This is a genomic window from Lacrimispora sp. (assembly GCF_032078915.1).
In the GTDB taxonomy this organism is placed as follows: domain Bacteria; phylum Bacillota; class Clostridia; order Lachnospirales; family Lachnospiraceae; genus Lacrimispora.
This window is the reverse complement of the sequence record NZ_DAMAUN010000038.1, coordinates 1-21535: the sequence shown is the minus strand read 5'-3', so window position 1 is coordinate 21535 and position 21535 is coordinate 1. Positions and strand designations below refer to the sequence as shown.

Sequence of the window (21535 nt, the reverse complement as noted above, 5' to 3'; positions counted from 1 at the left end):
AAGTAAGGTGGTGGCATATGGATGGAAGCATTTGATTACAGACCTGACCCTGACGCGATTTTAGAGGATATTCAGACGCACCGGGATCAAAGGCCGGGCAGGTTAAAAATATTTTTTGGATATGCTGCCGGTGTGGGAAAAACCTATGCAATGCTTGACGACGCAAAGGAACGCCTAAAAAGCGGGATCGACGTTTTAGTCGGCTATATCGAGCCTCATACCCGTCCTGAGACCATGCAGAAACTGCATGGTCTGCCGGTGCTTCCGCCTGAAACCGTATCATACCGCAATATGGAGCTAAAGGAATTCGACTTAGACAAGGCTCTGGAACTTAAACCGGAATTGATTCTTGTGGATGAGCTGGCCCATACCAATGCAGAGGGAGGGAGGAATAAAAAGCGTTATCAGGACATTGAAGAGCTTCTGGGAGCAGGGATCGATGTTTATACAACCGTGAATGTTCAGCACATGGAAAGCCTGAATGATGTGATCGAGAACATCACAAAGGTAAGGGTCCGGGAAACGGTACCGGATTATATCTTTGACCGGGCGGAGAAAATCGAACTGGTGGATATTGAACCGGACGAGCTGCTGCGCCGCCTGGAAGGAGGTAAGATTTACCGCACTGACCGGGCGGAAACGGCCATGCAGAACTTTTTTACACAGGATAACCTGCGGCTCTTGCGGGAGATCGCCCTGCGCTACGCTGCGGATAAGATCAGCTCGGAGAATCAGAGTGAGCGGAGCTTATCCGATAAAATGGCTAACACCAAGCTGCTTGTCTGCATCGGCGCTTCTCCTTCATCGGCAAAATGCATCCGTTGGACAGCGCGGGCGGCGGAAGCATTTCACGCCAGCTGGGCCGCCTTATACGTGGAGAGTACGGAAAGCGAGGGCCTTAGCGCTGAACAGCAAAAGACCATCCGGGCGAACCTGGACCTGGCAGAGAAGCTTGGGGCTGAGATCGTCAACTTAAGCGGACATGATATTGCTGCCACCGTATCGGAATATGCCAAGCTTTCCGGTATCACAAACATCGTGGTGGGCAAAAGCAGAAATAAGAAAACGCTGAAAAATCTGTTTGACATGGATTTTGAAGATAAGCTTATCTCTCTTTTACCCAACATAGAAATCCACATCATACCAGGGAGCGTCGCCAAACGCAACTATAAGGAACCAAGAAAAAAAGTGAAACATGACAGTTTTCATTTTTCCTGGACGGACACCGTGAAAACACTCTCTATTCTGGGCGGTGCCACCCTGCTGTCTCTTTGGCTTAACAGACTCAATATTATGAACCAGAATATTATTATGGTTTATATCTTCTCCGTTTTGCTGGTTTCCCGAATGACGGAAGGGTATTGGTACGGAATTTTTGCTTCTGCAGTAAGCGTACTGACCTTTAACTTCTTTTTTACAGAGCCTTATTTCACTTTAGACGCGATTCAATCCGGCTACCCCCTGACCTTTGTCATTATGCTGTTAGTCGCTTTAATTACCAGCGCTTTGACCGTGCGCATGAAAGCGGAAGCCCGGCTGGCCGTGAAAAGAGAACACCGCACTGAAATCCTGTATGAGATCAATAAGAAGCTTCTTGCCACAAGGGGACTTGACCGGATCGTGGCTCTTACAAACGACTATGTGGTCAAGCTGTTTGAACGTTCGATCATTTTTTTTACCACGGATCCTGAACATGGGGCGAATGGTGAAGCAGTGCAGGCGGCAGATGATATCGGTTCCGATGTCTTAAACTCCGCCGGTGAGAAGGCGGTTGCACATTGGGTATTTTTAAACCAGAAGCGGGCAGGGGCAGGGACCGATACCCTGATGGGAGCGGCAGCGTTTTATATGCCGGTGATCTCTCAGGGAAAGGTTCTTGCCGTCTGGGGAATTTCCTGTGGGAAAGGAAACCTTGACCATAATACCCGCCTGTTTTTACGCATGATCGCATCCCAGGTGGCTATGGCCCTGGAGCGGCAGCGCCTTTCCGATGAGCAGCGGAACATGATGGTGGAGTCGGAAAAGGAAAAGATGCGAAGCACCCTTTTGCGGGCAATATCCCATGATCTGCGCACGCCTCTTGCAGGCATCCTGGGTGCCAGCTCCGTGATTCGGGAAAACGGAAAGATGCTTGATGAAAATACTAAGGACAGCCTGATCGCCAACATACAGGAGGAATCACAATGGCTCATACGGATGGTGGAAAATCTGCTTTCCGTGACACGGATCAGTGAAGATGCTTCCAATCTTAAGAAAAGCCCGGAGGCAGCGGAGGAGGTCGTAGGGGAGGCTGTCAGCCGTATCAAACGAAGATTTCCCCAGAGTAAAATTCATGTTCATGTCCCGGAGGAATTTTTAGAGGTCCCAATGGATGGAACCTTAATAGTGCAGGTGCTGATAAACCTTCTTGAGAACGCTATAAAATATTCTCCGGCCGATTCTTCCATTGAGGTCCGTTTGGAGAGGGAAGGAACATGGGCAAGATTCGAAGTGCTGGACAGGGGGAGGGGAATTCTAAGTGAAGATCTTCCCCGTCTGTTTGCAGGTTATAAGCCAAACGAAAGCAGGAGCGCGGATTCCTCAAGAGGAATGGGGATCGGCCTGTCCATCTGCAAAACCATTGTCAATGCTCATCAGGGAAACTTAGAGGCTGAAAACAGAAAGGACGGAGGAACGGTATTTTGCTTCACTCTGCCTTTGAAAGGAAGTGAATAAATATGGATATAAAACCAATGGTGCTGATCATTGAAGATGAAGATGCGATTTGCAATTTTATATCTGCCATTCTGACCTCAAATGGTTATCAGGTGGTTAAAGCCAAAACAGGGAAGGAAGGGCTTTCCCTGTTTACCTCCCGTGTTCCTGATATCATCCTTCTGGATCTTGGCCTGCCGGATATTGATGGTATAGAGATCCTTAAAACGATACGTCAATGGTCAAAGACTCCTGTGATTGTGGTTTCCGCCCGTGGCCACGAACGTGAGAAGGTGGCTGCCCTTGACTTTGGCGCTGATGACTATATTGTAAAACCATTTGGAACCTCAGAACTCCTTGCCCGTATCCGGACGGCAATGCGGCACAGCCCTCAATCGGCTGCAGCGGGAGCTGTGGGGGATGAAATGTTTACCACTGGGAAGCTGGAAATCGATTATAACAAACGGGTCGTATACAAAGATGGAGAAAAAATCCATTTAACACCTATTGAATATAAGCTGTTGGTTTTACTTTCTAAAAATGCCGGAAAGGTGCTTACCCATGATTTCATCATACGGGAAATATGGGGAGTCTATACCGATGAAAGCCATACCCTTCGCGTCAACATGGCGAATATAAGGCGTAAGATAGAGGAAAATCCAGGAGCGCCCCAGTATATTCTAACGGAAATGGGCGTCGGGTACCGGATGGTGGAGGAATTGGAGGAAGGGTAAAAAGACATATCGTTTGAGTCTAAATGGTTTGATTTGCAAATGATTTTGTGATAAAATTCTAATGTTTCTAAATGAGGAGAATTTTGACGAATAAAGGATAGACCCTCATCAGGCAGCGAAATGGATTGGGAACATCCAATTGACTATTTGGAAGTCAAAAACATGAACAGGCAAGTCAAATAAAAAAGAATACGAAACTTAAGGCGGAAAAATAATGAATATTATGAAATACTGTATTGATGTAATTCTTCATTTAGACAACTATATGAACTTGATAATCCAACATTTCGGGGCTGGAACCTATTTGATTTTATTTTTTATTATTTTCTGTGAAACAGGACTGGTTGTGACTCCGTTTCTTCCAGGCGATTCCCTGTTATTTGCGTCTGGTGCTTTTGCTGCCCTGGGTTTCCTTGATATTAAGCTATTGCTTCTGATCAATGGTTTAGCAGCAGTACTTGGAGATACTATGAATTATACGCTTGGGAGAACCATTGGACGCAGGATATATGAAAAAGAGAATTTGAGATTCATAAAGAGAGAGCATCTCATAAAAACCCGCAGCTTCTATGAAAAATACGGTGCCGCAACTATTATCATTGCAAGGTTCATACCCATTATCCGTACCTTTGCTCCATTTGTAGCCGGAATAGGTGAAATGAGGTATATGAGATTCATTTCATATAATATAGTCGGCGGACTGGCCTGGGTCACACTGTTTACTTTGGGCGGTTATTACTTTGGAAACCTGCCTGCGGTAAAGCATAATTTTACATTTGTTATATTTGGCATCATATTTATATCCGTCATACCAGCAGTTTTGGGATTACTGAAAGAGAAAATGAAGCAAAGAGAAGACCGAAGAGAAGAACGAATATGATTATGGAAAAAGGCGCTCTGCCTGACATTTTAATATTGTCAGGCAGGGTGCCTTTTTCATAAAGAAGCGCGGCTTCCAGGTATAAACGTCCCTTAGTCCTCAGGATAAATAAGCTGGTCGTCATCGATTCCGTACAGCACAGAATCAAGGAATTTTCCAGCCAGGTATTTTGCCATTCCAAGATTCATGTCCAGGTAATTGCCGCAGTCTTTTGCGGCTGCGCCTGGTACCTCGCCTTCAAAATCCCGGATGAATTCATACATTTCCGTGATCAATGGAACAATATCTCTGGACTTGTAATCACCGGACAGCAGAAGGTAAAAGCCGGTGCGGCAGCCCATAGGGCCAAAGTACAGGATCCGGGAAGAAAAAAATTCATGGTTGCGCAGGAAAGTGGCTCCCAGATGCTCAATGGTGTGGATTTCCGCTGTATTCATAACAGGCTCAAAATTGGGGCGGGTCATGCGGATATCAAAGGTGGTAATGACAGAGTCCCCGGCCTGATCCCTGCGGGAGACATAGATGCCTGGAAGAAGTTTTAAATGGTCGATGGTAAAGCTTGTTATTTTTTCCATGGTTATCATGTCCTTTCTTAACATGGTTGCTTACGATTTGCGGGTTGCTTATCCCATGGTAAAATTATAATAAATAAAACGGTCCCATGCAATAGGAATCATGGATATTCTTAAGCTTGCAGCTGTATTTCATAAGGGCCTTACGGTAATATCTGCCATCTGCCGCTGCCCTCCGCTTAACTGGTCTGAATACCGGTCTGATAGAAAACATTCATGCGTTTGTCACGGAAAAATCAGTAATGCTGTTGACAATAACCATTTATAATAATATAATGAAAAAAGTTAGTGTTAACTAACTTAATATATTTATTTAATGAGGAGATGAAATGAAAAAAAATAATGTATTAAAAACAACTGCCATTATGGCAGCGGCTGTTTTAATGATGACAGCCTGCTCAAGTCCAAGCAATTCAAAAACAACTGAAACCATTGAGACCACTGAAGCGACTCAAGCTGCTGAAACCACTGAAGCTGCTAAGAGTGAGGAAGCTTTAACGGTTGAAATCAAAGATATTCATGGTCTGGTTACAGTTCCTGTAAATCCTCAAAAGGTAATTTCTCTGGATAACAGAACTTATGAAACATTATCAGACTGGGGAATTGAATTAGTCGCAGCTCCAAAGGGTGTAATGCCGGCGGATTCCCCATATGTTGCCGATGAGTCTGTTCTGGATATCGGAAATCACCGCGAACCGAATCTTGAGATTATAGCAGCTGCAGACCCTGACCTCGTAATAGTCGGTCAAAGATTTGCGTCCTATTATGAAGAAATAAAAAAATTAGTGCCAAATGCAGTTGTGATTGATTTAAATTTTGATGTTTCTGAGGAAGCGGATACACCTGGAGAAAACTTAGTAAACGGACTTAAGGATTCCACTGTTGCACTTGGAAAAATTTTTGATAAAAATAAAGAAGCTGAACAATTGACAGCTGACTTTGATCAGGCGATCGAAGCTGTTAAATCTGCATATAACGGAACGGATACCATTATGAGTGTTGTGGTTTCCGGTGGAAATATTGGCTTTTCAGCGCCTCATTCCGGACGAGTTTGGGGACCCATGTATGAAGTGTTCGGATGGGTTCCGGCATTAGAAATTGACAATACGACCTCCGATCATCAAGGGGATGATATTTCTGTTGAAGCAATTGCACAAAGTAATCCGGATTGGATTTTCGTATTAGACCGTGATGCCGCAGTATCTTCTACAACGGATGCGGTTCCTGCTCAGGACGTTATCGATCAATCACCTGCTCTTCAAAACGTAACTGCTGTTTCTGAAGGACATATCGTTTATGCACCAGCTGATACTTACACAAATGAATCCATACAAACCTATCTGGAGTTATTTGGAGACCTTGCAAAGGCTTTGGCTGAATAGTATATAGGAGTATAGCTTAGAGTTGAAAAATACAGCAAAAAAAATGATTGGGGCTGGGAATTCTCAGCCCCAACGTTATTATAACAATAAGAAATGGACAAAACCTTTTATATCAGCGATTATCGTTGTTATTATTTTAGGTATTATATCACTGTTTACCGGAGTTTATGATATACAGGGTCAAGTGGATGGAAGGGATATGTTTTTCATAACACGGGTACCTAGAACAGCTGCACTCATGCTTACTGGAGCTGCAATGTCAATGTCAGGACTTGTCATGCAGCTTATTACACAAAACCGTTTGGTTGAACCTACTACAACAGGGACGATTGAATGGTCGGGTTTGGGACTTCTTATTGTCTATCTATTATTTCCGGCGCCAACTTTGGTTCTAAGAATGACCGGGGCAATCATGTTTTCTTTTATAGGAACTATGATTTTCTTTTTATTTTTAAGAAGAGTGAAACTTCGTTCATCTTTGATTGTACCGATCATTGGGATGATGCTTGGAGCGGTTATTTCTGCATTTTCTACGTTTCTAGGACTTACCTTTCAAATGACGCAAAATATTGAAAGCTGGTTTGTAGGTTCGTTTGCAGCCGTTCAAGTCGGAAGATACGAATATTTATGGCTGATTATCATAGTTACCGGCCTTATTTTTATTTGCGCTGATAAGCTGACGTTAGCCGGTCTGGGGGAAGATGTTGCTACAAGTCTTGGAGTAAACTATAATATGATAATTATTTTGGGGACTGGCCTTATTTCTTTTGCAGTTGGAATTGTTACAGCTGTTATTGGAAATTTACCTTTCTTAGGTTTAATTGTACCCAATATTGTTTCCATGTACAGAGGAGATAATCTTAGGAGTAATTTGCCTTGGGTATGTGTGTTGGGAATGGGTGTAATAACTCTTTGTGACATTATTTCCCGAACGATTATAATGCCTTTTGAAGTACCTGTCTCTTTGATTCTTGGAACAGTGGGGTCAATCGTATTTATTGTTATCTTGTTGAGGCAAAGGAGGCTAAGATGAACGGAATAGAATACAATACCGGTCTTCATCATGAACACAGATCAGCGAGAGCTTTTCGTTCTAAGAAAGAAGAAAAAAAATATTGGATTTTGCTGATAACATTGATTGTTTTGGGCGTTCTTGCTTCCTATGGACTCTTGGTTTATAATAATCCGGTTCCAATTGATTCTCCTTCTTTTCTCCCGGTTGTCAGAAGAAGGACATTCGCTCTTACGGCAATGATCATTTCTGCAGTTTGTCAGAGTTTATCGACAGTCACTTTCCAATCGATTACGAGTAACAGGATTATAACCCCTTCCCTTTTAGGCTTTGAAGCACTTTACTCAACCATTCATACCAGTACCATATTTTTCTTTGGTGCCAGTGCCTTTATTAATTTTAGTGGGATTGGATCCTTTGTATTTCAAGTGGTTGTTATGGTCTTGATGTGCCTGATCCTTTATGGCTGGCTGCTTTCCGGAAAGTATGGAAATTTACAGCTTATGCTTTTAGTTGGCGTTATTATGGGAACCGGGCTGAAGTCTTTATCATCTTTTATGAGAAGACTTCTTGCACCGTCAGAGTTTGATATTTTACAGGCAAGATTGTTTGGCTCTGTCAACAATGCGGATTCGGAATATTTTCCTATTGCAATTCCGGTTGTAATAATTGCAGCACTGCTTCTTCTTGCTTATTCCAGGAAGTTAAATGTTGTGTCACTTGGAAAGGATTGCTCTACTTCATTGGGCGTCAAACATCAAGCTCACGTGATTTATGCCCTGATTTTAGTATCAGTTTTAATGTCAATTTCTACGGCTTTGGTTGGGCCGCTTACTTTTTATGGATTTTTAGTTGCAACTTTAAGTTATCAAGCGGCGCCAACCTATGATCACAGATATATTTTTCCAATGGCTCTTGCGATTGGATTTTTGATAATAACAGGTTCATACTTTTTTATGTACCATATATTCAGGGCTCAAGGTGTAGTTTCAGTTATTATTGAGATGTTTGGTGGAATAGCATTTTTAATCGTGATTTTAAGGAAAGGTACTTTATGATAATAATCGATAATGCCAGAAAGTCGTATGATGAGGTTGAAATAGGACCTTTGAATATTAAAATACCAAAAGCAGGTCTCACTTCTTTGATCGGACCCAATGGTGCAGGAAAATCCACCACACTTTTGATGATTGGAAGGCTTTTGGATATGGAAGAAGGCCATATTAAGGTGGCAGATATGGATGTTACTGAATCAAAATCAGAGGACTTGGCAAAAGTTTTGACTATTTTGCGGCAGGAAAATCATTTTGTAACAAGGCTTACTGTCAGGCAGCTGGCTGGATTTGGCCGTTTTCCTTATTCAAAAGGAAGATTAACGAAAGAGGATGAGGCCATTATTTCTAAATATATTGATTTTTTAGAGTTGACTGATTTGGAAAACAGATATTTGGATGAGCTTTCCGGCGGCCAAAGGCAAAGGGCATATGTGGCAATGGTTTTGTGTCAGGAGACGGAATATGTACTTTTGGACGAACCTTTGAACAATCTTGACGTTGCCCGTTCTGTTCAGATGATGGAGCATTTGAAGCATGCGGCCAATGAATTTGGAAGAACAATTGTGGCTGTTATGCATGATATTAATTTTGCGGCCAAATATTCTGATCGGATTTGTGCGATGAAAGACGGACGAATTGCCGCTTTTGGAACGGTAGATCAGATTATGGATTCAAACGTTTTAACCGATATTTTTGAAACGAAAATAGAAATTATTGATGGGCCGTATGGGCCAATCGCAATTTATTGAGTAAGTGCCTGATATCTGGTCCATGTTAACAGCAAGCTAAAATCATTCATGAAATTCACTACCTGTCTCATACCATAGTATGAGAAACAGGAAGGAGCGTCAGAATGGAAGAATGGTTTCGTTTATCAGAGGATGAGGCCCTTGCTAAGCTCGGCGCAGGCAGGAACGGCCTGGATTCCAGGGAGGTCCTGAAGCGCAGGCAGATATATGGTCCAAATACACTAAAGAAGGCGGAACGCAAAAGCGCTTTCCAGGTATTTTTGGACCAGTTTAAAGACCTGTTGGTCATCATCCTGATTATAGCAGCAGTGATTTCTATGATATCCGGTGACGTGGAAAGCACAGGAGTGATTTTTGCAGTGCTTCTGCTGAATGCGGTGTTGGGGACCGTGGAGCACCAGAAAGCAGAGAAGTCCTTAGACAGTCTTATGGCCTTGTCGTCACCGGTAGCAAAGGTGATAAGAGAGGGAAAAAAGCAGGAGATTCTATCCAAGGAGATCGTTCCTGGGGACATCCTGCTCTTGGAAGCAGGGGATATGGTATCGGCAGACGGCCGAATCCTGGAAAATTATTCCCTTTTGGTCAATGAAAGCTCCTTGACCGGAGAATCCATTAATGTGGAGAAACTAACGGGAAGGATCCAGGAAAAGAAGGTACCTTTGGCCGAGCAGACGAACATGGTGTTTTCCGGCTCCCTGGTTGCAGCAGGCAGGGCAAAGATACTGATCACAGGTACCGGAATGGATACGGAAATCGGCAGGATCGCTTCCCTTATGAATGACACCGGGGAAAAAAAGACACCTCTCCAGGTAAGCTTAGACCAGTTCGGAAGCAGGCTGGCGGCAGCGATCCTGTTTATATGTGCAGTGGTTTTCGGCCTTAGCATTTACCGGAGGATGCCGGTTTTAGATTCCCTGATGTTTGCCGTAGCCCTGGCGGTTGCAGCGATACCGGAAGCGTTAAGTTCCATTGTCACCATCGTTCAGGCAATGGGTACACAGAAAATGGCAGGAGAGAATGCCATCATAAAGGATTTAAAGGCAGTGGAAAGCCTTGGCTGTGTTTCAGTCGTCTGCTCCGATAAGACGGGAACCCTGACCCAAAACCGCATGACCGTGCAGCAAATCTACGTAAACAGCCGTCTTTATCCTCCGGAGCTTCTAAACAAAGAGGTTCCCGTACATAAATATCTGTTGTATGATGCTGTTTTAAATAATGATTCCGCTTACATAGAAGGAAAGCTGTTGGGGGATCCGACGGAAGCGGCACTGGTACAGATGGCCGAAAGGGCGGGAATGAACGAGGAAGCCATGAAATCCTATTACCCCAGAGCAGGGGAGATCCCCTTTGATTCCCAGAGAAAGCTTATGAGCACCATGCACAGGATCGAAGGAAAAAGGGTTCTGTTCACAAAGGGAGCGGTGGATGTGCTGCTTCCCAGGATCAGCCATATTTGGACAGGGGAAGGGATCCGCCACATGAGGGAGGGAGACCGTCAGAACCTAATGGAGCAGAATATGGAATTTTCCAAACAGGGGCTCAGGGTTTTGACCTTTGCCTGCCGGGAAATGAATGAAGATGAAAGGCTGACGGAAAAATCAGAGGCCGGCTATACCTTTCTTGGAATGGTGGCGATGATGGATCCACCCCGTCCGGAAACAAGGAATGCGGTGTTAAACGCCAAAAGAGCGGGCATCCGCACGGTTATGATTACAGGAGACCATAAGATCACTGCATCTGCCATAGCGGAGAAAATAGGCATTCTGGGAGACGATGATATGGCAATCAGCGGACCGGAGCTTGATGATATGCCGGAGGAGGAATTGAACCGAAAGCTGGAGCACATCAGCGTCTATGCCAGGGTTTCGCCGGAGCATAAAATACGGATCGTCCGCTCCTGGCAGAAAAAAGGCCACATCGTAGCCATGACAGGAGACGGGGTCAATGACGCTCCGGCCTTAAAACAGGCCGACATCGGGGTTGCCATGGGAAAAATGGGGACAGAAGTGTCAAAGGATGCCTCTGCCATGATCCTGACGGATGATAACTTTGCAACCATTATTAAGGCGGTTGCCAATGGCCGTAATGTTTACCGGAACATCCGGAATGCCATTAAATTTCTTTTATCAGGAAATATGGCTGGGATACTATGTGTATTGTATACATCCTTTCTGGCTCTGCCCCCTCCCTTTGCGCCGGTTCACTTACTGTTTATCAACCTTCTGACCGACTCTCTTCCAGCCATTGCCATTGGCATGGAAAAGGCGGAGGCGGACTTATTGGCCCAAAAGCCCAGGAATCCCAAGGAAGGAATCTTAACAAAGCGTTTTGTACTTCAGATCCTGCTTCAGGGGGCCCTCATAGCGGGCTGTACCATGACCTCCTACCACACAGGCATGGTGACCGGAAGCGAGGCTGCCGCCAGCACCATGGCATTTTCCACCCTGACCCTTGCAAGGCTGTTCCACGGCTTTAACTGCAGAAGCGGTCATTCCATCTTGAAGATAGGATTTAAAAGCAATTTATGGAGCATTATGGCCTTTGAGGCAGGAGCCATTCTTTTGGCGGCGGTTCTGTTCATACCAAGGCTTCATACCTTTTTTTACGTGGCAGATTTGACCGCAAGGCAGTTTATCACCATTTTCATATTTGCAATGATTCCTACGCTTGTAATCCAGGCATTTAAGACCATAAGAGAGAGTTTTCATTAGGAACATAAAGCCGGCAATGAAGGGTGAAAATTTTACCAACGAATTTTACATAAAGAACAAGACTTTCTGCGAAAAAGAAGTGTAATAAAAGAAAACTTTTTCGCAGAAATCCAATCAAAGTATCTAATCAAAGCATGCAGTGATTTACTTGCATGGATTCGGGTGGCTTAATCTTTTTATGGACAATCAGAAATGTTTACACAACAAGGCAGAGGGGCTGGAAGATATAAACTTCCGGCCCCTTTGGGTATGTCTGATGCGGGAAAAAGATAATATTTACCTGTTTCTTGTCCGGAGTGAACGATAACCCCAAATGAGTTTATTGACAGAAGCGGCAAAAAGATTTAACATAAACTTATTGTTTTATTTTCTCCCATGCATTCAGCCAGATCATGAAGATCTGCATAGCACAATTAAATGGAGGATATTATATGAAGGATTATTTCAGTAAGGGGATCCAGGAGTCTGTCAGGGAGTTAAAAACCGACCTCCTTCAAGGATTATCCGGGCAGGAAGCCCAAAAAAGGCTTGAGGAAAACGGCCACAACCGTCTGCAGGGGGTGGAAAAACGGACCCTGTTACAGTTGTTTGCCGAACAATTTAAGGATTTTCTCGTAATTATTCTGATTGTTGCAGCCATCATTTCCATGGTTGTGGGAATCGTGCAGGGAGAAGGGATTTTTGACAGTCTCGTCATCATTGCGATCGTCATTGTCAATGCGGTTATCGGTGTAAATCAGGAAACAAAAGCGAACAATGCGCTAAAGGCTCTTAAGGAAATGTCAAGCCCGCAGGCAAAAGTCATCCGAAACGGAGACATCGTAAGGATGCCTTCCGACGAGCTTGTAACAGGCGATGTGGTAATCCTCGATGCGGGAGATTATATACCGGCGGATATAAGGCTTGTAGAGAGCTTTAACTTAAAGATCGATGAGGCGGCGCTTACCGGTGAATCAGTTCCGGTGGAAAAGAACTGCGAAAGCATTCTTCCAGATGATGCGCCTCTGGGCGACCGTGTCAATTCCGCCTTTATGGGAACTGTGATCACCTATGGAAGAGGCAAGGGCATCGTATCCGCGACCGGAATGGAAACCCAAATGGGCAATATTGCCGCCATGTTAAATGAATCTGAAGAGGAGACAACCCCACTTCAAAAGAAGCTTGACAGCCTGGGTAAGGTTTTGGGAATTGTCTGCATCGCCGTATGCGCCATAATTTTTGTCCTGGGACTGCTCCAGGGGGATGAGCTAATGGAAATTTTCATGGTTTCCGTTTCTCTGGCCGTGGCCGCCATACCGGAAGGGCTTACGGTAGTCGTTACCGTAATTCTTGCATTGGGCATGCAGCAGATGGTGAAGTCCCACGCCATCATAAAGAAGCTTTCCGCTGTCGAAACGCTGGGAAGCACAACGGTTATCTGTTCCGATAAGACGGGAACTCTCACTCAGAATAAGATGACCGTGGTCAAGGTATTTGACCATGAGAAAGCTTATGATGTGACAGGGACAGGCTACAGCAGGGAAGGCTCCGTCACCGTAGAAGAAGGCGGCAGGCTATCGTCCAATATTACGGAACTCATAAAGGGCGCCGTACTTTGTAATGACGCGGTCTATGACATAGAGAAAAGCCAAATCATCGGAGATCCTACGGAAGGCGCTATGCTGGTTTTAGGAGAAAAAACCGGTCTCAGCAAAGACCGGTTGAATGAAGAATACCGGAGGGTTCAGGAAATACCCTTTGATTCCGACAGAAAGCTTATGTCCACGTTCCATGAAAAAGACGGAGAACTGACCCTTTATACAAAGGGTGCTCCCGATGAAATTTTAAAACGGTGTACCCACATATATAAGGATGGAGTGGTTTCAGAAATTACAGAGGCTGACCGGAGAAAAATCCTGGAAGCCAATTCAAGCTTTGCAAAAAGCGCTTTGCGCGTGCTTGGCGTTGCAAGTAAGGCAGTGGAAACGCTCGATGACTTTGACAGCCAGGAAAACTCTCTTACCTATCTTGGGCTCATGTGCATGATTGATCCGCCCAGAGAGGAAGTGAAGCCGGCCGTAGAAGAATGCAGAAAAGCCGGAATCCGTGTGAAGATGATCACAGGGGACCACAAGATTACGGCCAGCGCTATTGCCGGGGATCTGGGAATCATGTCTCCTGGAGAAGAGGCTTTAGAAGGAGCTGAAATACAGCTTCTTTCCGATGAAGAGCTGAGAGAAAAGGTGAAAACCGTCAACGTATTTGCCCGGGTTTCTCCAGAGCACAAGGTACGGCTTGTATCCGCATGCAAGGCAAACGGAGAGATTGTCGCTATGACTGGAGACGGCGTAAACGATGCGCCAAGCCTTAAGAGAGCGGATATCGGCGTTGCCATGGGCATCACTGGAACAGATGTTTCCAAGGAAGCGGCCGATATGATCCTTACGGACGACAACTTTGTGAGCATTGTTCATGCCGTAGAGGAAGGAAGAACCATTTATAACAACATCCGAAAGGTGGTTGGCTACCTTCTCTCCTGCAACATTGGTGAGATACTTCTCATATTTTTGGCGATGCTCTTTAACCTGCCCATGCCGTTGATGCCCATTCACCTGCTTTCCATCAACTTAATCACCGATGCATTTCCGGCCTTTGCCCTGGGAATGGAGGAGAGGGAGCCGGGGATCATGGACCAGAAGCCAAGAGATCCCAATGAATCCATTATTGATAAGAAGATGCGGGTAGCTGTTGCCATGCAGAGTCTTTTCCTTGGTATCGGCGCTCTGACCGCATTTTATATCGGGCATATCAGCTACAGAAGCGTCGAAGGCGGAGAGACCATCGCCCGTACCATGTGCTTTGTAGCCCTTATTTTAGGAGAACTTTTCCGTGCATACTCAAACAGAAGCGAAAAGAGGTCTATATTTGGAATCCGGCTTTTATCAAACTCCTTCTTGAATAAATGCGTAATCGCTTCCTTTGCATTTTTAGTGGTTGTGGTTTATGTGCCGTTCTTAAACACAATTTTCAGCACGGCGCCTCTTACTCTCACACAGCTAAGCGAGGCAATCGGCTTTGCGGTAGTTCCTACTCTGGGCGGGGAGCTTGCAAAGCTTATTACAAAAAGAATGAAGTAGCAGCAGGAAGCTGTGTCTTCCAAGACCTGAATAAAGATTGAATAAATGCAGGAAATCTTGACATAATTTTTGCTCCGTGGTACTATTAAGTATACATAAAAGTATACATAAATAGTTAGCCTAAGAGATGACAGAGCCAGGTAATGAGTGCGGGTAACCGTTCATTTCCATGGCTCTTTCTTTATCCCTTGAGAAAAATTTAACAAGGAATAAAATCCGGGGCGTTTACTGGAAGGGGAAGGAACTATGGGAAGATACGTCATTGCCCTGGATCAGGGCACGACAAGTTCCAGATGTATCCTGTTCGATGAGCAGGGGAACATCTGCAGTGCAGCACAAAAGGAGTTTACTCAGATTTTTCCGGAGCCGGGCTGGGTGGAGCATGACCCTATGGAGATCTGGTCCTCACAGCTTTCCGTGACCATGGAGGCCATGGGAAAGATCGGGGCCCATTACAGCGATATAGCCGCAATCGGGATCACGAATCAGAGGGAGACGACGGTAGTCTGGGATAAGGAAACAGGGGAGCCGGTCTATCATGCAATCGTGTGGCAGTGCCGCAGGACCGCGGACAGAATCGAGAAACTAAAGCATGACGGCCTGGAGGGGCTTATTGCTGAAAGGACGGGACTGATCCCTGATGCTTACTTTTCAGGAAGCAAGATCGAATGGATCCTGGATCATGTTGAAGGGGCACGGGAACGGGCAGAACGAGGGGAACTTCTGTTTGGCACCGTGGATACCTGGCTGATCTGGAACTTAACCAAGGGCTGCATCCATGTGACAGATTATACCAATGCATCAAGAACCATGCTTTTTGATATACACAGAAAGTGTTGGGATGAAGAGATTCTTAACTATTTCCGCATTCCCAGATGCATGCTGCCGGAGGTAAAGCCATCAAGCTGTGTTTATGGCTATACATCTTCGGATGTCATGGGAGGAAAGATTCCCATTGCAGGAGCAGCAGGCGACCAGCAGGCCGCTTTGTTCGGCCAGTGCTGCTTTGAAGCGGGGGAAGTGAAGAACACCTATGGAACCGGTTGTTTCCTTCTTATGAATACCGGAGAAAGGGCGGTAAAGTCCGGGCATGGGCTTTTGACCACCATAGCTGCCAGTGACCAGGAAAACATCCAGTATGCCCTGGAAGGAAGCGTATTTGTGGCAGGAGCTGCCGTTCAGTGGTTAAGGGATGAGATGCGGATGGTCCGTTCTGCCGCCCAGACAGAGGAATACTGCAGCGCTGCGGAGAATACGGGGGGCGTTTATGTAGTACCGGCCTTTGCAGGGCTTGGGGCACCTTATTGGGACCAGTACGCAAGAGGGACTATTGTGGGAGTGACCAGAGGAACCAGCAAGGAGCAGTTTATCCGCGCTACGGTGGAATCCATGGCTTATCAGGTCAACGATCTCATTGAGGCCATGGAACAGGATTCTGATATTCATTTAAAGCAGTTAAAGGTGGATGGGGGCGCCTGTGCCAATAATTTCCTCATGCAGTTCCAGTCTGATTTGTTAAACACAGAGATCGTAAGACCGGAATGTATTGAGACGACTGCTCTTGGAGCCGCATACCTGGCCGGACTTGCGGTGGGCTATTGGAAGAGCCGGGAAGAAATCAAGGCAAACTGGAAGGTATCCAGGGCCTTTGAAAGCCAGATGGAGGAGGAACACCGGAAGAAGCTGGTAAAAGGCTGGAAGAGGGCGGTAAAATGCTCGCTCTACTGGTCAGAAGAAGAGGAGTAAAATTTGAAGGGGTAGATTTGGAGGGGTAAGATTTGGAGGGTACATATTTATTGTTTGGGGGAATTACCTTATCATACGTCATGATCCAGCTGGAATATATGCTGCGTATTATAACGGCTGGGCTGTTAGGGTTTTTGATCGGCAGTGAGAGAAAAAACCGGAACAAATCGGCTGGAATCCGGACCCACGCCATCGTGGCGATCGGTTCCGCTCTCATGATGGTGGTATCAAAATATGGGTTTCCGGACATTCAAAACAGCGACGGATCCAGAGTCGCGGCCCAGGTGGTCAGCGGAATAGGATTTTTAGGTGCAGGGGTTATATTTGTGCGGAACAATCTGGTAAACGGACTGACGACGGCAGCCGGAATATGGGCGACCGCAGGAGTCGGGCTGGCTCTTGGGGCGGGCCAGTACATTGTGGGCATATTGTCTGCGATTCTCATCATCGTCATGCAGACCATGACCCACCGGATCAGTTATTTTGCTCAGGCGCCTTCCTGCGGCTGCTTAAAGATGACCATAGCACAAAAATCCGGAGCGGTTAAAAACATGGAAGAATTTCTGGAAAAGGAAAAGGTTGAGATCGCTTCTGTGAAGATTAATAAGAATAAAAAAGATGAGATCAAACTGGAATTTGAAGTCATTTATCCGCCGGGTTTTGACAAGGGAGCCCTGCTTTCCAAACTGGCAGAAGAGAATTCCGTCATGGCAGTCAGCGAATAGAGGAAGGGGATGCCCTGTCAGAAAAATCTTGACAATCCGGACAGGATTGTGCTAGCATTAAATTAATAAAATAGAAAAACCTTTGAGACGAAAGAGTAAGGGAATTGAACGGACTGATCCGTTTATTTTCCTTACTCTTTTTTTGTATGAATTCCATTAAATAGGGTGACCATTACGGATATGGAGGAAAAGAACATGAAGGAAATGAATTACGATGCAGCGATTATTGGCGGCGGCGTAATCGGCTGTGCAATTGCAAGAGAACTGGCCCGCTATGACCTTAGCATTTGTGTTATTGAGCGGGAGGAAGATGTCTGTTCCGGTACGTCAAAGTCTAACAGCGCCATTGTCCATGCAGGATACGATGCGGTACCTGGGTCCTTAAAGGCGAGATTCAATGTAGAAGGCAATCATTTAATGGGAGAGCTTTCAGAGGAACTTGATTTCCAGATGGTCCGAAATGGCTCTCTGGTACTCTGTTTTTCAGAGGAAGATGTGCCCGCTCTTAAGGAACTTTATGAGAAGGGCATAAAAAACGGAGTCCCCGGCTTATCCATCCTTTCCGGCGATGAAGTGAGAGCCATGGAGCCCAATGTGACAGAGACGGTAGTGAAAGCTTTGTATGCGCCTACCGGGGGGATCGTATGCCCCTTTGGTTTAACCATTGCACTGGCGGAGAATGCCTGTGACAACGGTGTAGAATTTTTATTTAACTCTGAGGTGAAAGAAATTGAAAAGACGGAAAAAGGCTATGACCTAAAAACCGGAGAGGGGATCATCCATACCACTTATGTGATCAACGCAGCCGGTGTTTATGCCGACGTATTCCATAATATGATAAGCGGGGAGAAGATCCACATCACGACGAGAAAAGGCGATTACTGCCTGCTGGATAAGGAGGCAGGAACCCATGTGTCCCATACCATCTTCCAGCTTCCCGGAAAGATGGGAAAGGGTGTTCTGGTGACCCCTACGGTCCACGGCAACCTGTTAATCGGGCCTACGGCAATCAATGTGGAGGATAAGGAAGGCGTCCAGACAACCGCAAAGGAACTGTCTGACATCATGGAAAAGTCTGCCTGGGGAGTAAAGAACATTCCGCTCCGGCAGATCATCACCTCCTTTTCAGGCCTTCGCGCTCATGAGGATGGGGATGACTTTATTCTGGGCGAGATTTCCGATGCCGCCGGCTTCTTTGATGCGGCAGGCATTGAATCACCGGGTCTTACAAGCGCTCCTGCCATTGGTGTTTATATAGCAGATCTGGTTGCAGAAAAGGCAAAGGCTTCCCGAAAGGAGAATTTTAAGGTCACCCGAAGGGGAATCCTGGATCCCCAGAAGCTGTCTTTTGAGGAACGGGCAGAGCTTATTAAGAAGAATCCTCAGTATGGCACCATCATCTGCCGCTGCGAAGGGGTCAGTGAGGGAGAGATCGTGGATGCCATTACAAGGACTCTTGGTGCGGTTTCCTTAGACGGGATCAAACGCCGTGTCCGTGCCGGCATGGGACGGTGTCAGGCCGGCTTCTGTGCCCCTAAGACCATGGAGATCCTGGCAAGGGAAACAGACAGGAAGTTGGAAGATATCTGCAAGAACAGACCCGGCTCCAATATAGTGACCGGTCATAAATAAGGAGGACAGCAACATGGCAGAGCATGATATAGTGATAATCGGAGGCGGTCCGGCTGGTCTTGCTGCGGCAGTAGCGGCAAAAAAGGCGGGCATTACAGATATATTGATCCTGGAAAGAGAAGCTTGCCTTGGCGGCATCCTAAACCAGTGCATCCATAACGGTTTTGGCCTGCACACCTTTAAAGAAGAATTAACAGGCCCGGAATATGCGGCCCGTTACATAGAGATGGCGGAGTCGGAACATATACCGTATAAATTAAATACCATGGTTCTTGATATTAACAAAGAGAAAGAAGTGACGGTCATCAACAGGGAAGATGGCCTGGCAGTTATAAAGGCAAAAGCCATTATCCTGGCCATGGGCTGCAGGGAGCGCCCCAGAGGTGCCCTTAACATACCGGGCTACCGCCCGGCAGGAATCTATTCCGCAGGCACTGCCCAGAGATTAATGAATATCGAAGGCTTCAGCGTGGGGAAAGAAGTGGTGATCTTAGGCTCCGGAGACATCGGGCTCATCATGGCAAGGCGTATGACCCTAGAAGGAGCTAAGGTGAAGGTGTTGGCAGAGCTTATGCCTTATTCCGGCGGCTTAAAGAGAAATATCGTCCAATGCCTGGATGACTATGGGATTCCCTTAAAGCTCAGCCATACGGTAATAAACATTGAGGGAAAGGAACGGTTGACAGGCATTACCCTTGCCCAGGTCGATGAAAACAGAAAGCCGATTCCAGGTACAGAGGAATATTACAGCTGTGATACCCTTCTTCTTTCCGTAGGCCTGATTCCGGAAAATGAGCTTTCCAAAGGGGCAGGCGTAAAGATGAACCAGGTGACGTTTGGACCCGAGGTAGGCGACCAGCTGGAAACCAGCAGTCCTGGGATCTTTGCCTGTGGTAATGTGCTTCATGTTCATGACCTGGTTGATTATGTATCTGAGGAAGCCTCCTTGGCAGGAGCAAACGCTGCCGCCTATGTAAAAGCAGATGGAGAAAAAGAGACGGCTCGCGCAGTAGAACTGGCAGCTGAGAACGGAGTACGCTATACGGTGCCTCAGAAGATTGACGTAGAGAACATGAAAGATAAGGTTACAGTCCGTTTCCGCGTGGCCGATGTATACAAGGACCGCTTCATCAGTGTTTATTATGATGATGTAAGGGTTTCCCACAAAAAGAAAAAAGTCCTGGCTCCCGGTGAGATGGAGCAGGTTGTATTAAAGAAGGACAGCTTTAAGGAATATCCGGAGCTAAAGAGAATTGTTGTCTGTACGGAGGTGGAATGATATGGAGGTAAGAGAACTGATCTGTATCCGATGCCCTCTAGGCTGCCCGTTGACGGTGCGCATAGAAGGGGACCAGGTGGGAGTAACAGGGAATTCTTGCGGCCGCGGGGAGGAATACGGAAAAAAAGAGGTTTTAAGCCCTACCAGAGTGGTGACATCCTCGGTCCATGTCCTGGGCGGTGACTTGGAAATGGTGCCGGTTAAAACAAAGCAGGACATACCTAAGGACAAGATTTTTGCCTGCATGGAGGAAATCCGAAAGATGGAAGTTTCCGCACCTGTTTCCATTGGAGATGTGATCATTCCTGACTGTGCAGGAACCGGTGTTTCCATCGTTGCGACAAGGAATGTTGAAAAAGTGTAAAATAATTTCACAAAAAACCTCGTAATTGCCGTAAGCAGACGGAAGCCCTATTGGAAGCCTGCGGATTTACGAGGTTATTTTGCATAAAACAGGGACAACCTATAGAAAATTTATCCAGGAGATGATATACTGAAATAAAGATATTTTAGAAAGGCTGAAAGGAAAGAGGGGTTGATATGAAGGTATTTGCACACAGGGGTTACAGCGGAAGGTATCCGGAAAATACCATGCTGGCCTTTCAAAAGGCAGCAGAGACCGGCTGTGACGGGATCGAGCTGGATGTACAGCTTACAAAGGATGGAACGGTGGTGGTGATCCACGACGAAAGCATTGACCGGACCACGGATGGAACCGGCTTTGTGAAGGATCTTACCTATGAGGAACTGAAAGAATTCAATGCAGATGCTGTCTGCGGTGGGATTCATGGATTTGTGCCTGTTCCGAACTTTGAAGAATACTGTATATGGGCAAAGGATCAGGAACTTGTTACAAATATCGAAATCAAGACAGGCGTATATTATTATGAAGGCCTGGAAGAGAAGACTCTGGAACTTGTACGTAAATACGGGCTTGAAAAAAAGGTCATCTTTTCTTCCTTTAACCATACTTCCATAATCCGCTTAAAGGAGCTGGCTCCCGGGATCCTCTGCGGCGCGCTGCTTGATCATCCGGGCCTTGGAAATGCAGGATACTATTGTGACCGGTATCATGTTGAGTGCTACCACCCAGGAGTAAAGGGATTAACAAAAGAGGCAGTGGACAACTGCATAAAATACGGAATTCAGGTGAATGTTTGGACGGTGAATGACATGGCCGCATTGGAGCAGGTCTATGAATGGGGCTGTGACGGTGTCATCAGCAACTTTCCGGAGATCTGCAAGCGG

At 46.0% G+C, this 21535-nt stretch carries 16 protein-coding genes; 15 read left to right on the top strand and 1 reads right to left on the bottom strand.

Going from position 1 to position 21535, the window contains the following annotated elements:
* The first annotated feature begins 21 nt into the window (after positions 1-21).
* From RT269_RS15625 to RT269_RS15615, 3 genes are all read left to right on the top strand, one after another.
* Positions 22-2715: a sensor histidine kinase KdpD gene (locus RT269_RS15625; protein ID WP_313183906.1), complete on the top strand. Its 2694-nt coding sequence runs from the start codon at positions 22-24 to the stop codon at positions 2713-2715.
* Between the two features lie 2 nt (positions 2716-2717).
* Entirely contained in the window at positions 2718-3428 is a 711-nt protein-coding gene (locus RT269_RS15620; protein WP_313183904.1) for a response regulator transcription factor, read from the top strand.
* A gap of 214 nt (positions 3429-3642) precedes the next feature.
* The gene (locus RT269_RS15615) at positions 3643-4308 is read left to right on the top strand and encodes a DedA family protein (RefSeq protein ID WP_313183903.1); all 666 of its coding nucleotides are present in this window, start codon (positions 3643-3645) and stop codon (positions 4306-4308) included.
* 92 nt (positions 4309-4400) lie between these two features.
* On the opposite strand, the gene RT269_RS15610 is transcribed toward RT269_RS15615, so the two are convergent.
* Positions 4401-4883, bottom strand: a complete 483-nt coding sequence (locus RT269_RS15610; protein WP_313183901.1) for an S-ribosylhomocysteine lyase — start codon at positions 4881-4883, stop codon at positions 4401-4403.
* Positions 4884-5209: 326 nt separating this feature from the next.
* On the opposite strand from RT269_RS15610, the gene RT269_RS15605 reads away from it, so the two are divergent.
* The 12 genes from RT269_RS15605 to RT269_RS15550 form a co-directional block, all read left to right on the top strand.
* Positions 5210-6262, top strand: a complete 1053-nt coding sequence (locus RT269_RS15605; protein ID WP_313183899.1) for a siderophore ABC transporter substrate-binding protein — start codon at positions 5210-5212, stop codon at positions 6260-6262.
* A gap of 22 nt (positions 6263-6284) precedes the next feature.
* A complete protein-coding gene (locus tag RT269_RS15600) occupies positions 6285-7295 on the top strand; it encodes an ABC transporter permease (protein ID WP_331664171.1) in 1011 nt (336 codons plus the stop codon).
* On the top strand, positions 7292-8332 hold the full coding sequence (locus RT269_RS15595) for an iron chelate uptake ABC transporter family permease subunit (RefSeq protein WP_313183897.1): 1041 nt from the start codon (positions 7292-7294) through the stop codon (positions 8330-8332). Before RT269_RS15600 ends, RT269_RS15595 begins: the two co-directional genes overlap by 4 nt.
* Positions 8329-9078 (top strand): iron ABC transporter ATP-binding protein, encoded by a 750-nt coding sequence (locus tag RT269_RS15590; protein ID WP_313183895.1) that lies wholly within the window; start codon positions 8329-8331, stop codon positions 9076-9078. The genes RT269_RS15595 and RT269_RS15590 overlap by 4 nt, the downstream gene beginning before the upstream one ends.
* 104 nt (positions 9079-9182) lie before the next feature.
* Complete coding sequence (locus RT269_RS15585) at positions 9183-11789, top strand: cation-translocating P-type ATPase (RefSeq protein WP_313183893.1); 2607 nt, start codon at positions 9183-9185, stop codon at positions 11787-11789.
* A gap of 431 nt (positions 11790-12220) precedes the next feature.
* Positions 12221-14905, top strand: coding sequence for a calcium-translocating P-type ATPase, PMCA-type (locus RT269_RS15580; RefSeq protein ID WP_313183891.1), 2685 nt, complete (start codon positions 12221-12223; stop codon positions 14903-14905).
* A gap of 246 nt (positions 14906-15151) precedes the next feature.
* The gene (glpK, locus tag RT269_RS15575) at positions 15152-16651 is read left to right on the top strand and encodes a glycerol kinase GlpK (protein WP_313183890.1); all 1500 of its coding nucleotides are present in this window, start codon (positions 15152-15154) and stop codon (positions 16649-16651) included.
* Between the two features lie 32 nt (positions 16652-16683).
* Entirely contained in the window at positions 16684-17376 is a 693-nt protein-coding gene (locus RT269_RS15570; RefSeq protein ID WP_313183888.1) for an MgtC/SapB family protein, read from the top strand.
* A gap of 195 nt (positions 17377-17571) precedes the next feature.
* On the top strand, positions 17572-19008 hold the full coding sequence (locus RT269_RS15565; protein ID WP_313183886.1) for an NAD(P)/FAD-dependent oxidoreductase: 1437 nt from the start codon (positions 17572-17574) through the stop codon (positions 19006-19008).
* A gap of 13 nt (positions 19009-19021) precedes the next feature.
* Positions 19022-20287 carry an NAD(P)/FAD-dependent oxidoreductase gene (locus RT269_RS15560; RefSeq protein ID WP_313183884.1) on the top strand — a complete coding sequence of 422 codons (1266 nt, stop codon included), beginning with the start codon at positions 19022-19024 and terminating at the stop codon, positions 20285-20287.
* Position 20288: 1 nt separating this feature from the next.
* Positions 20289-20651, top strand: coding sequence for a DUF1667 domain-containing protein (locus RT269_RS15555; RefSeq protein WP_313183883.1), 363 nt, complete (start codon positions 20289-20291; stop codon positions 20649-20651).
* Between the two features lie 176 nt (positions 20652-20827).
* On the top strand, positions 20828-21535 hold a 708-nt coding region (locus RT269_RS15550; protein WP_313183881.1), incomplete at its 3' end, for a glycerophosphodiester phosphodiesterase.